This window comes from Streptomyces viridifaciens, assembly GCF_001888885.2.
In the GTDB taxonomy this organism is placed as follows: domain Bacteria; phylum Actinomycetota; class Actinomycetes; order Streptomycetales; family Streptomycetaceae; genus Kitasatospora; species Kitasatospora aureofaciens.
On sequence record NZ_CP090841.1, the window covers coordinates 531,924 to 545,469 of the forward strand.

The 13,546-nt window shown below is 71.2% G+C and carries 7 protein-coding genes and 1 rRNA gene; 7 read left to right on the forward strand and 1 reads right to left on the reverse strand.

Features of this window, described 5'->3' with window-relative positions:
- Positions 1 to 214: 214 nt before the first annotated feature.
- Positions 215 to 1,731 (reverse strand): 16S ribosomal RNA (locus BOQ63_RS09850).
- 681 nt (positions 1,732 to 2,412) lie between these two features.
- Between BOQ63_RS09850 and BOQ63_RS09855 the strand changes: the two genes are divergently transcribed.
- The 7 genes from BOQ63_RS09855 (at position 2,413) to BOQ63_RS09885 (ending at position 13,427) form a co-directional block, all read left to right on the forward strand.
- Positions 2,413 to 3,168, forward strand: a complete 756-nt coding sequence (locus BOQ63_RS09855) for a G1 family glutamic endopeptidase (protein ID WP_072654079.1) — start codon at positions 2,413 to 2,415, stop codon at positions 3,166 to 3,168.
- 212 nt (positions 3,169 to 3,380) lie between these two features.
- Complete coding sequence (locus BOQ63_RS09860; RefSeq protein WP_223885885.1) at positions 3,381 to 4,355, forward strand: carbohydrate kinase family protein; 975 nt, start codon at positions 3,381 to 3,383, stop codon at positions 4,353 to 4,355.
- Between the two features lie 40 nt (positions 4,356 to 4,395).
- Positions 4,396 to 6,594: a trehalose-6-phosphate synthase gene (locus BOQ63_RS09865; protein WP_150475786.1), complete on the forward strand. Its 2,199-nt coding sequence runs from the start codon at positions 4,396 to 4,398 to the stop codon at positions 6,592 to 6,594.
- A 137-nt stretch (positions 6,595 to 6,731) separates the two neighbouring features.
- Entirely contained in the window at positions 6,732 to 8,015 is a 1,284-nt protein-coding gene (locus BOQ63_RS09870) for an MFS transporter (protein WP_030290485.1), read from the forward strand.
- Positions 8,012 to 9,154, forward strand: coding sequence for an aminotransferase class V-fold PLP-dependent enzyme (locus tag BOQ63_RS09875; RefSeq protein WP_150475787.1), 1,143 nt, complete (start codon positions 8,012 to 8,014; stop codon positions 9,152 to 9,154). The genes BOQ63_RS09870 and BOQ63_RS09875 overlap by 4 nt, the downstream gene beginning before the upstream one ends.
- A 305-nt stretch (positions 9,155 to 9,459) precedes the next feature.
- Positions 9,460 to 12,000, forward strand: a complete 2,541-nt coding sequence (locus BOQ63_RS09880; protein WP_191093544.1) for a tetratricopeptide repeat protein — start codon at positions 9,460 to 9,462, stop codon at positions 11,998 to 12,000.
- Positions 11,997 to 13,427, forward strand: coding sequence for a leucyl aminopeptidase (locus tag BOQ63_RS09885; protein WP_050366384.1), 1,431 nt, complete (start codon positions 11,997 to 11,999; stop codon positions 13,425 to 13,427). Before BOQ63_RS09880 ends, BOQ63_RS09885 begins: the two co-directional genes overlap by 4 nt.
- Positions 13,428 to 13,546: the final 119 nt, after the last annotated feature.

The following is a 13,546-nucleotide window of genomic DNA, read 5'->3' on the forward strand; positions in this document are numbered from 1 at the left end:
CGAACCCGGGCTACCTCAAGTGAGGCCGGCATCCTTGAGGCAACTTCCGTTCCCTCAGGACCCAACAACGTGCCCGACACAACCAGAACCAGACTCTCTCTTCCACGCCGAAGCAGTACTAGGAGACCAAGCCCTCGCTGTGCCGAATAGTCAACGTTCCACCCATGAGCAACCGTGCAGAACATTCGCCTGCAAGCGGCCATGTGCTCCTTAGAAAGGAGGTGATCCAGCCGCACCTTCCGGTACGGCTACCTTGTTACGACTTCGTCCCAATCGCTGGTCCCACCTTCGACGGCTCCATCCCTTACGGGTTAGGCCACCGGCTTCGGGTGTTACCGACTTTCGTGACGTGACGGGCGGTGTGTACAAGGCCCGGGAACGTATTCACCGCAGCATGCTGATCTGCGATTACTAGCAACTCCAACTTCATGGGGTCGAGTTGCAGACCCCAATCCGAACTGAGGCCGGCTTTTTGGGATTCGCTCCGCCTCACGGCATCGCAGCCCTTTGTACCGACCATTGTAGCACGTGTGCAGCCCAAGACATAAGGGGCATGATGATTTGACGTCGTCCCCACCTTCCTCCGAGTTGACCCCGGCAGTCTCCTGTGAGTCCCCGACATTACTCGCTGGCAACACAGAACAAGGGTTGCGCTCGTTGCGGGACTTAACCCAACATCTCACGACACGAGCTGACGACAACCATGCACCACCTGTATACCGACCACAAGGGGGCACCCATCTCTGGATGTTTCCGGCATATGTCAAGCCTTGGTAAGGTTCTTCGCGTTGCGTCGAATTAAGCCACATGCTCCGCTGCTTGTGCGGGCCCCCGTCAATTCCTTTGAGTTTTAGCCTTGCGGCCGTACTCCCCAGGCGGGGAACTTAATGCGTTAGCTGCGGCACCGACGACGTGGAATGTCGCCAACACCTAGTTCCCAACGTTTACGGCGTGGACTACCAGGGTATCTAATCCTGTTCGCTCCCCACGCTTTCGCTCCTCAGCGTCAGTAATGGCCCAGAGATCCGCCTTCGCCACCGGTGTTCCTCCTGATATCTGCGCATTTCACCGCTACACCAGGAATTCCGATCTCCCCTACCACACTCTAGCCTGCCCGTATCGAATGCAGACCCGGGGTTAAGCCCCGGGCTTTCACATCCGACGCGACAGGCCGCCTACGAGCTCTTTACGCCCAATAATTCCGGACAACGCTCGCACCCTACGTATTACCGCGGCTGCTGGCACGTAGTTAGCCGGTGCTTCTTCTGCAGGTACCGTCACTTGCGCTTCTTCCCTGCTGAAAGAGGTTTACAACCCGAAGGCCGTCATCCCTCACGCGGCGTCGCTGCATCAGGCTTTCGCCCATTGTGCAATATTCCCCACTGCTGCCTCCCGTAGGAGTCTGGGCCGTGTCTCAGTCCCAGTGTGGCCGGTCGCCCTCTCAGGCCGGCTACCCGTCGTCGCCTTGGTAGGCCATTACCCCACCAACAAGCTGATAGGCCGCGGGCTCATCCTGCACCGCCGGAGCTTTCCACCAACCCCCATGCGGAGGAAGGTCATATCCGGTATTAGACCCCGTTTCCAGGGCTTGTCCCAGAGTGCAGGGCAGATTGCCCACGTGTTACTCACCCGTTCGCCACTGATCCACCCCGAAGGGCTTCACCGTTCGACTTGCATGTGTTAAGCACGCCGCCAGCGTTCGTCCTGAGCCAGGATCAAACTCTCCGTGAATGTTTACCCGTAATCGGGTCCACACCCGCGTTGAGCGGCACGGCAACCACCGGAATAGGGTGATCCCGCGCACTGCGTCCTCGCTAGTGTTTGTTTCAAAAGGAATCTCCAACCCCGATCGCAATGACCGAGGCCGGGGATGTCAACATATCTGGCGTTGACTTTTGGCACGCTGTTGAGTTCTCAAGGAACGGACGCTTCCTTCAGGCCGCCTTCCAGCGGGCCCTCCGGGCGCTTCGTTCTTTCGTGTTTCCAGCTTATCAGATGTTTCCTGCTCCGTTTCCGGGGCTTCGTCATCCAACTCGCCGGTGTCTTCTGCGGCTTGACGCCCCGTCCGACGGTCCAAACTCTAACCGACCCCCGCTCCGAAAAGCGAATCCGGCCGAAATCCCGATAAACAGGCACGCCGAATCGGCAAGCGGTGTTTCTCGTGGATTGGCCACTCCGGGACCGTCCGCGCAGAACCTGCGTGTCCGGTGCTCCCTGCCGAGCGACTGGGAGACAGTACCCCTCCCCGACGCCCGGAACAAATCGCCGGAGCAGTCACCGTCGGATCCGCACCCGCTGGGCCGACCAGGGGAATCCGGTATCCGACGCCACCATTTCGGCCCGTCAACCCGCGCCACCGACGCTAGCTTTGTCGGCGTTTGGTCAACTCCGCCCCCGCACAAGGGACTAGTCATGCCCAAAGTCCGCCGGCACGCTCTCGTCGCCGCCGTTTCCCTGCTGGCACTGCTCGGCAGTGCCTCCCCGGCGCTCCCCGCCGCTCTGCCCGTCGCCGCCCCCGTCCTGGCCCCGATCACCGCGCACCACCACGGCAACGGCGTGCTGCACGGCACCAGCTCCAACTGGTCCGGGTACGCGGCCACGGGTGGCAAGTTCACCAGCGTCAAGGCCAGCTGGGTCCAGCCCGCCGTCTCCTGCACCAGCACCGACGCCTGGTCCGCGTTCTGGGTCGGTCTCGACGGCGACGGCAGCAAGACCGTCGAGCAGATCGGCACCGAGGCCGACTGCTCCAGTGGCTCTCCGGTGTACTCCTCCTGGTACGAGATGTACCCGTCCTACCCGGTGAACTTCAGGAACTCCGTGCAGCCCGGCGACCACTTCACCGCGAGCGTCACCACCGACGGCGCCGGTTCCTTCACCCTCACCCTGACCAACGCCACCGCCGGGTGGACCCGCTCCGTCAACAAGACCCTCCAGGACGCGACCCTGGCCTCCGCCGAGGTGATCGCCGAAGCCCCGTCGAGCCTCTTCGGTGTTCTCCCGCTGGCCGACTTCGGCACCGTCGACTTCACCGGTGCCGACGTCAACGGGCAGAACCTCGGCGCTTCGAACGCGTCGAGCATCGACATGGCGGAGGGAGGCGTCACCCGTACCACCACGTCGGAGGTCGGCAACGGCACCGACTTCTCGGTGACCTGGCACCACAGCTGACGCTCCTCCGGTAGCACCGTGCCGTCGGCCAGCCCGGTGGTGGTCGACGGCACCGCACCAGAAGGAGCCCCGCCGGGAGCCTTGCGCCGAACCGTCCGTGCCCCGAACCATCCACGCACCGAACCGACCACACGCCGAACCATCCGCGCGCAGAACCACCTGCCGGACCCGCCCCAGGGCCGTATGCTCACCGGATGGAGGCCAACCCAGCGGTGCGATCGTACGAAGTGCTCGTCTCCGGGGCCTACTTCGCGGATCTGGTGTTCCACGGTCTGGCCCGGCCGGTGCAGCCGGGCACGGAGGTCTTCGCCGACGGCTTCGGCCTGGTGCCGGGCGGCGCGTACAGCCTGGCGATGGCGCTGCACCGACTGGGACGGCGGGTCCTCTGGAGTGCGGACTTCGGCACCGACCCGTTCAGCGCCCACGTGCTGGCCTGCGCCAGGCAGGAAGGGCTGGCCGAGGGTGCCTTCCGCCACCACCCCTTTCCGGTACGCAGCCTGACCGTCGCCCTCGCCTCCGCCGACGACCGGGCGATGGTCAGCTTCCAGGACCCGGTCGACGCCCAGCCGCTCGCGCCCCTGCTCGGCCGCCTGCGCCCGCGCGTGCTGGTGCTGCCCCAACTCCGCTGGGACGAGGACACGGTGGTGGGACTCCGGGCGGCGCGACAGCTCGGCACGCTGGTGGTCATGGACTGCCATGACACCCCGGCGACGCTCGACGACCCGGCCGTGCGCGAGGCCCTCGCCCTGGTCGACGTCTTCACCCCGAACGACGCGGAAGCCCTCCGCCTGACCGGTGCCGACGGCCTGAGCGGCCTGGACGGCGCGATCGCCGCGCTCACCGCCCTGGTGCCCACCCTCGTGATCACGCGTGGCGCGCAGGGCGCGGTCGCGGTCCGGGAGGGCGAGCGGCACGACGCCCCGTCGGTCCGCTCCGGCGCCGCAATCGACCCGACGGCGGCGGGCGACTGCTTCAACGCCGGCCTGGTGCACGGGCTGCTCAACGGCTGGAGCCTGCCCGACTGCCTCGCCGCGGCGACCCTCTGCGGAGCCGCGGCGACCACCGCCCCCGGCTCCAGCGCGGCCCTGGACGCCGCGGAGCTCGCCCACCAACTCGACCGCCACCTCGACCGGCCGCTCGACCAGGACCAGCACCGGCCGTCGCGGGCAACCACCAACGTGGGATGAACACTTCACCACCGGACGTGATCGTGTTAGCGTCCCTCGGATGTCGAGGATTCTGGTCACCGATCTGGACGGCACACTGCTCGGCGGCACCCCGGACGACCGGATCCGATTACGGGATGCCCTGGCCCGTCACCCCGAGGTCACGACGGTCTTCGCGACCGGCCGGGGACCGGCCTCGATCCGTGAGGTCCTCCGGGATCCGCTCGTCCCCCGGCCACGGTGGATCATCGCCGACGTGGGCGCCACCGTCATCGACGGCACCGACTTCACCCCCGTCGACCCGGTGCAGGAACAGCTGCGGGCCGGCTGGCCTGGCCCCGACCGGGTCCGCGCCGCACTGCGCCGCTTCCCCGCGCTCGCCTACCAGCAGGGCGTCGTCCAGAACGGCCGCTGCTCCTACCACGTGGACCCGGACGGGCTCACCGACGAACTCACCGGGGCCGTCGAGGCCCTCGGTTGCACCTGGGTGTACTCCGCGGACCGCTACTTCGACGTCCTGCCGCCGAGTGCCTCCAAGGGCAACGCCCTCCGCGCCCTGGCCGCGAAGCTGGGCTGGCAGCGCGAGCACATCCTGGTCGCCGGGGACTCCCTCAACGACCTCTCGCTGTTCCGCCTGGGCACCCACGCGGTGGTGGTCGCCGGGGCGGAACGCGCCCTGCTCACCGCCCTCGCCGAGGACGCCCTCGTCCACCGCGCCGACCGGGCCGGGGCGGGCGGCATCCACGCGGCGCTCCGGAAGCTCCGCTGGCTCTCCGCCGACCGCGACCCCGACCCCGACCCCGCGCCCGGCTCCACCTCCCGCCCCGGCTCGCGGCACGCCGTCGGTCCGAACTCGCTCGTGGTCGCCTACCACCGCCCCCCGCTGCACTGGAACGGCGACGACTGGCAGCCCCCCAGCAGCCCCAACGGCATCCTGCCCACCCTGAGCAGCGCCTTCGCCGACGGCCTGCCGGGCGTCTGGGTCACCGCCCTGACCGGACGCGACCGGCTCGCCCCGCTCCCGCAGCCCACCACCCTGCCGCTGTCCCCCGTCCCGCTGGACACCGCCACCTGGCACGGCTACTTTCACCGCGCCTGCAAGGAGACGCTCTGGCCGGTGCTGATGTCCGAGCCGGACCGGTCCGTCCACGACGAACGGGCCTGGGCCGACTACCGCACGGTCAACGCGCGCTTCGCCGAGCACATCAGCGGCCAGGCCGCGCCCGGCGCCACCGTCTGGCTCCACGACTACAACCTGTGGCTCGTCCCCGGCCTGCTGCGCCGCCTCCGCCCCGACCTCAGAACCGGGCTGTTCCACCACACCCCCTTCCCGGCCCCCGAGGTCTTCGACACCCTCCTCGTCGCCGACGAGCTGCGCCGGTCACTGGGTTGCCTCGACTGGGCGGGCTTCCACACCGAGGACTTCGCCGAGCGCTTCCGCCGGACCCTGGCCGGACGGTCCGACCCGCCGCACACCGCCGTCCACCCCCTGGGGATCGACCGGCCGTTCGTCGAGGAGCTCGCCCGCCGCCGCGCGGCCCACCTCCCCGCGGCTCACCGCCACCCGGCCTCCGGCCGCCTGGTGCTGTCGGTCGAACGCCTCGACTACGCCAAGGCCCCGATCCAGAAGGTCGACGCCATCGACCACCTGCTCTCCCAGCGGCCCGAGCTGCGAGGCCGGCTCACCTTCCGGCTGGTCTGCCCGCCGCCCGAGCCCGGCATCACCGCCTACGACACCACCCGCCGCCGCCTCGAACAGCGTGTCGCCGACGTCAACGCCACCTGGAAGAAGGGGACTTGGCTGCCGGTCGACTACCTGCCCCGCAGCCTGTCCGCCGCCGAGGTGATCGACGAGTACCTGGCCGCCGACGTCCTCTGGGTGACGTCCCTCCAGGACGGGATGAACCTCACCGCCAAGGAGTTCACCGCCGCCCAGGCCGCCCTGCTCACCGACCCCCGCTCGCGCACCGGCCCGGGCCCGGGCGTCCTGGTGCTCTCCCGCCACACCGGCGCGGCCACCGAACTCGGCCCGGCCGCCCTGCTCACCGACCCCCGCTCGCGCGACGACCTCAGCGCCGTCCTCGCCCGCGCCCTCGACCTCGGCCCCGCCGAACGGCGCGCCCGGATGGACCGGCTCTCCCGGCTCCTCGGCCACGAACGCCCGGCCGACTGGGCCGCCCGCATCGTCGACGGCATCCGCACCTGCACCCCCGGCCGCACCCCTGCCGGCACCCCCGACCCCGCCGCACCAACGGCCTGACTCCGCCAATCCGCCGATCCGCCAACACCTGCACGGTTCACGGCCCGGTCCGAGCGTTCTCATGAACTACCTCTTGCCCGTGGAGGCTTGGTGAGGGAATCATGACAGCCCTCACACAAGCGGGGAGTTGAGACCTCATGGGCGCCGTGATGGCCGGCACCGAAGTGGCACGGCAGGCGGCCTCGGCGAGTCGCCGTCAGCTGGCGGTCCTCCTGACCGCCAAGACGATCTCGGACATCGGCTACGCGCTCGACTTCATCTGCCTGTCCGTCTTCGTCTGGGAGCACAGCCGGTCGACGCTGGAGACCGGGCTGGTCAGCGTGGCGCTGTACTCCGGTGCGATTGTGGGCGGCCGACTCGGGCACCGCTACGGGGACCGCTGGGACCGCCGTCGGATGATGATCGGCGCCGACCTCGCCCGGGCCGGCATGCTGGCTCTGCTGGCCGTCCTGCCGACGGGCGTGCAGAACTGGTGGCTGTACCCGGCGGTGGTGGTGATCGGCACCGGGCGCTCGGTGTTCGAGGCCACGCTGTCCGCCGCCACACCCGTGCTGGCCGGCCCGCGCACCCCGTCGGTGAACAGCGCGTTGGCCGGCCTCAAGGGGGTGGCCTTCATGGTCGGCATGGGACTCGCCGCCGTCCTGGTCCCGGTGGCCGGGTACCGCTGGGTGTTCGGGCTGGACGCGGCCAGCTACACGCTCTCCGCGGTGGTGCTGCTCGCACTGCGCCTGCGGATGCGGGAGCCGGACGGCCGTGCCGCCGCGGCCCGGGACCGCTCCGGCGCCTGGCCGCTGCTGGTGGCGGCCGGCGTGGCCGGCCTGGTCGTGCTGCGCGGGCTGGACGCGTTCGGCAGCGCCTCCCAGCACGTCGGACTGCCCCTGCTGGGCACCGAGCTGCGCCCGACCGAGCCCGCCGTGGTCTCCGGTGCGGTGTGGGGCAGTTGGGCGGCCGGGTTGCTGCTGGCGAGCTTCGTGCTGCGACCGCTGGCGAAGCGCCTCGTCGAGCGCGCGCCGGCTCCGGTGTACTGCGTCGCCACCATGGTGATGTCGCTGGGCTTCATCGGGGTGTTCTGGCTCGACGGCTGGTGGCCGCGGCTGCTGGCGGCCGCCGGGGCCGGGCTGGGCGACGCGCTGAGCGAGATCACCTACAAGCAGTCCCTCCAGCAACTGCCCGACGGGCGGCGGGGAAGGGCGTTCGGGCTGTCCCAGATCACGGTCAACGCGGGCTTCATGTCCGGCCTCCTGGTCACGAGCCTGGTCCTGCAACCGGACTGGGTGGCGCAGTGGGTGCTGCTGCTGCACGGCGTGCCGCTGCTGGTGGCCGGCTGGATGGCGGTCGGCGCGGCCCGCACCGCCCGTACGGCCGCCCGCGCCGTCGGCACGGTCGGGCCCGCCGCCGGCACGGTCGGGCCCGCCTCATGAGCGGGAGACGCCGACAGGGCGGTCCCACCGGCGACGTCTACCTCGACTACGCCGGGCTGGGCCGGCTGCGGCCCGCCGCCGTCGCCGCCATGCGCACCGCCCTGGACGAGGTGCTTCCGTACGGCAGTGCCGAGGTCGGCCGCCTGTTCGGCGCCCGGAACGCCGCCCGGCAGTCCGTCGCCCGGCTGCTCGGCTGCACGCCCGAGGAGGTCGCCTTCGTCCCGAACACCTCGACCGCCATCCACCTGGTGGCCGACGGACTGGACTGGCGACCGGGCGACCAGGTCGTGCTGTTCGACCGGGACTTCCCGGCGAACGTCCGGCCCTGGCTGCGACTGCGCCGCTACGGCGTCGAGCCGGTCTGGGTGCCGATGCGTGACGGCGGCTACCGGATCGAGGACGTGGCCGCGGCCGTCGGCCCGGCCACCCGCCTCGTGGCGGTCAGCCACGTCAACTTCGCCACCGGCTTCCGCTCCGACCTCGACCGGATCTGCGAACTGGCCGCCGAGGTCGGGGCGCTGGTCTGCGTGGACGCCGTGCAGAGCTTCGGCGCGCTGCCGCTGTCGGTGGCCGGGACCCCGGTGGACTTCCTGGCCGCGGGCGCGCACAAGTGGCTGTGCGGGCCACCGGGCACCGGGGTGTTCTACTGCCGGGCCGACCGGCTGGAGCTGCTGCGCTCCACGCCCACGGGCTGGTTCGGCTACCAGGGCGCCGCGGAGGTGTCCAAGGGGCCCGGGCACCTGCGCTACGACCTGCCCGAGCGGGCCGCGGCCGCCCGGGTCGAGGGCGGGATGTACGACCTGGTGGGCATGGCCGGGCTCGCCGCCGCACTGGCCGAGCTGGAGGAGACCGGCATCACCGCGGTCGCCGAGCGGGTGCGGACCCTGGCCGACCGGCTGCGCACCGGGATCGCCGGGCTCGGGTACGAGCCGGCACTCCCGCCGGACGGCACCGGGCACTCGGGCGTCGTGAGTTTCACCGGGCGCCGGACGGAGGGCGTGGATATCGTCCGGCGATTGACGTCGGCCGGAATACACGTCTCCGTTCCGGACGGCTGGGTCCGCGTCTCCCCCCATTTCTGGACAAGCGATGAAGAAGTGTCGGAGATTCTCTCGGAGCTTGCCGTGCACAAGCCTTGACGGCACCGTTCCGGTCCGCGAAGAATATCGCTCAACCGCTTCGCCGGTCCGAATAATCCGGACCGGCCCGTGAAAAGAGAGGGGTTGCGAAATGGCTTACGAGACCTGGGAGTCCCTGGAGGACGAGGTCGAGATCAGCACTGGTGCGGCGGACTGCTGGACCTGTCTGATCGACGACGCCGGCGTCTGATTCCGGCACTCCACGAATACCCCGCGATGGAATTCATGGCTCGCTCGGAATTCCATCGCGGGGCATCTTGCCGATCGCCCGGAGCCCGGCCCACGAAAAGCAGAGGAACTACCGCGTGAACCGGTGGGAATTCAGTCACGGAATCGTCGGGGTCAACGCTCCGAGTTGGCTCACCTACGAGGTGCACCGCCCGTACTTCGACGGCGCCGAATCACCGGCCACGGTCATTCAGGCACGGTCTGCGGTCCTCGCCGCCCGGCGTTTCGAGAACCCCTCTCCGGGCGCGCTGCGGTTCGGCATGACGATGCCCGCGAGCTACCGCCGGCTGCTGGTGCAGGAGTCCCGGCTGACCGCCTACCGGGCGACGGTCCCGACCGACCTTCCCGACGAACTGGCCTCCCCCGCCTGGCGGCGGATGACCGGGGCGTACCGGCGGCACGCCGAGCTGGACCAGCTGGACCGGTCCGGCCTCGCGCACTGGCTGGTCGCGGTCTGCCTCCCCGCCGCGGTTCTCGAAGTCGTCCCGGAGGACCTCGACCCGGCGGCCTGTCAGGACCAGGTGACGGCCGCCGTGCAGGCCGCCCGCGCGGCCGCCCTGTTCGGCTCCGAGGGCCTCTCCGAGCGGACCACGGCCGCCTACCGGGTGCTGGCCCACCACCCCGCGCCCACCGTCGCCCACGTCCAGGCGGTGGCCGGCTGGGGCTACCTGCTCGCACGCCACGCGGGGGACGATTCCGCCGCGCCGCTCTTCCTCGGGCGCGCCCGGGAGTTGCTCAAGGACATCGCGGGCGAGCTCACCCGCTTCACCCACACCGTCCTGACCGCTCGGCTGGCACTGCGCGAGGTGATGTACGCCGAGCGGCAGCGGGACTTCGGCAGCGCCCGGGCTCTGCTGGCCGACGTCCGGGCGAGCGTCGCCGAGCTGACCGCCCCCGACGGGGACGACGAGCTGGTCCTGCTGGAGACCCGCCGGCGGCTGCTCGACCGGCACCTGGAGATCGCCGTGCGGACGGGCGACACCGAGGCCGAACGCGCCGCCGTCGAGGAGGGCGTGGCCCTCGACCCCTGGGACGTGAAGATCCGGATGCAGGCGGCACAGGCCCACGAGCGCGCGGGCGAGCACGAGCAGGCGCTGGCCGGCTACCTGCACGCCGCCCGGCTCGGCCCGTTCGGCACCGGCTTCGCCCTGCTGCGGGCCGCCGACCGCGCCCGCGAACTCGGGCACACCGAGTTCGCCCGGGTTCTCAACGAACGGGCCTTCCGCGCCGCCCCGCGCGCCGGCGCCACCCGGGACGCGCTGCTGGACGCCTGCCGGCGGGACGGCGACCGACCCCTGGCCGAACTGACCGAGCGGGCCGCCACCCGGGACCGGGAGCGGCCGTACGCCAACAACTGGCACTACCGGATGTACGCCTCGTACTTCAACCTGGGCGAGTCCGAATCGCCCGGCCTCTACGCCCGGCTGCCCAGCCTGGCCTACGAGTTCGCCGAGCGCGGGGGCGAGCGCGGGGCCGAGCGGGCCGAGGTCAACTGGCAGCGCCTGATGCCGCCCGCCTTCCGGGGCAACCTGATCCGCGAGTCCGGGCTGACCGAGTTCGCGGTCGACCACCCCGCCGACCTGCCCGAACACCTGCGCACGCCGCGCTGGAACCGGCTGTGCGAATGGCTGGACGACTTCGGCGGTCAAGGACCCGAGCGGCAGCAGCAGGTCGCCATGGTGCTGTACCGGCTCGGATTCGCCAAGCTCGTCCTGGAGTTGATCCCCGCCGTGCCGGTCGACCGGCTGCGGACTCCGGCCGAGCTCCGGCTGCACCACTGGCGCGACCTGGTGCGGTACGTCGCCTCCGTCGGCACCCGGGTGGCCGCCCCGGAGACCTCCTTCGCCATCGCGGAACACCCGGCCTGCCCGACCAACCTCCGGTTCGTCATCGCCGTGGTGGCGGTGGTGTTCCACGCCCGCGAGACGCGTTCGCTGGAGGAGGCGACGCGCTGGCGTGAGATCGGCGCCCGGGCGCTGGAGGAGCTGCTGGCGGAACCGGACCGCTCCCCGTTCGAGAAGATGATGGCGGAGAGCCGGTTCTACCGCAGCGTCAGCTTCGTTCCGTTCCTGGCCGGGGACCGCGGCTGGCTGGCCCGCGACATGGACCGTGCCGAGGAGCTCGCCCGGGCGGTGCCCGCCGAAGGGCCGTACCAGGAGTTCCTCAAACGGGAGAACCTGCGGGCCTGCGTGGAGAGCCGCTCCAAGGAGTGCTACGCCTTCGGCGAGGACGAACGGGGCGACCGGCTGGTCGCGGAGGCGCTGGCCCTGGACCCGTACGAGCCCAAGACCCACATCGAGGTGGCGGAGGGCCTGCTGCGGCGCGACCTCCCCCGGGAGGCGGCCGACAGCTACCTGCGCACCGCCCGGCTCGGCCCGGTCTCCACCGCGTTCGGCTACGCGTCGGCGGGCGAGTGCTTCCGGCGGGCCGGGCGGCCGGTCCTCGCCGAGGACTGCTTCCTCCAGGCCCTCCGGCTGGACCCGTACGCCATCTCCGCGGCCCGCGGCTGGGCGGCGGTCGGCGCGGCCAACGGCATGGGCGAGCTGGCCCGCACGTACCTGGCCGACCTGGAGGCCTGGGGAGCGGCCCGGCTCGCAGCCCGACGGGAGCGGCCGTGAGCGTCACCTGGGTGCTGCGCCCGGACACGGGCCCCGAGGCGGAGGCCGAGGCCGAGGCCGTCGTGCGCCCGGTGCGGGCCGGCGAGCCGCCCGCCGACCTGCCCGCCGCGTACCTGGCCGGCACCGGGTTCAGCGGCGAGGTGGGCCAGGTGCTGCAACTGCCCGGCGCGCCCGTGACCGTACTGCTCGGTGTCGGGCCGCGGGCCCGGCCCGACCGGGACGCGATCCGGGCCGCTGCGGCCGGGCTCGCCCGAGCCACCTCCGCCTACCGGCGGCTGGCCGTCCACGCGCCGAGCCCGGACCTCCGGCCGCTGGTCGAGGGCTACCTGCTCGGCGGGTACCGGTTCACCCGGTACCGGAGCGGCGCGGCCGCGCCGACCGACCAGCTCATCGAGGTGCTCGCCCCGGAGACGCCGGACGCCGCCCGCGGCCTGTTCGAGGGCCGCCGGCTGGCAGAAGCCGTCCTCCTGGCACGGGACCTGGTCAACGAACCCGGCGAGGCCCTCACCCCGCCCGCCTTCGCCGAACACGCCGCCAGGATCGCCGCCGAGACCGGGCTGGACTGCGAGGTCTGGGACGGCCTGCGGATCGCCGACGAGCGGCTGGGCGGACTGCTCGGGGTCAGCCGGGGCTCCCTGGTGCCGCCCAGGCTGGTCAAGCTGGGCTACCGGCCGAAGCGCTGGACCGAGCGGATCGCCCTGGTCGGCAAGGGCGTCACCTTCGACGCCGGCGGCCTGTCCCTGAAGCCCAACGCGCACCTGGCCGGCATGAAGGCCGACATGGCCGGAGCGGCCGCCGTCCTCGGCGCGATGTCCGTCCTGGGCGCGCTGGACTGCCCCGTCGCGGTGGACGCCTGGCTGCCGCTTACCGAGAACATGCCCAACGCCGATCCGATCCGGGTCGGTGACGTCCTGGTCATGCGCGACGGCACCACCGTCGAGATCTGCCACGCGGACGCCGAAGGACGCCTGATCATGGCTGACGCACTCGTCCTGGCCGCCGAGACCGGACCACAGGCGATCATCGACATCGCCACCCTCACCGACGCCGCCGCGATCGCCCTGGGCCGCCGGGTCGCCGCACTGATGGGCACCGACGACACGCTGATCGAGCGCCTGCGCGCGGCCGGCGCCCGGGCCGGCGAACCGCTCTGGCCACTACCGCTCCCCGACGCGTACCGGCCCCAACTCCGCTCCCGGATCGCCGACCTGGTCAACTACACCCTCGGCACCCGGCACGGCACCGCCCTGCTGGCCGGCCACTTCCTCCGCGAGTTCGTCCCGCCCCACATCCCGTGGGCCCACCTCGACATCCAGGGCACCGCCCTCTCCGACACCGACGACGCCGAATGGCCCGCAGGCGCCACCGGCTTCGGCGTCCGCACCCTCGCCGAACTCCTCACGGCCCGCCCCGGCCCGACTGCCTGACTGCACGGGCGCCTTCTTCCGTCGGCGCGGAGGCCTGGAGTGGCGCGAAGGCGCGAAGGCGTGGAGGCGTGGATGCGAGGGGGCGCGGGGGCGCGGAGTGGCGCAGATCACGGCAGGAG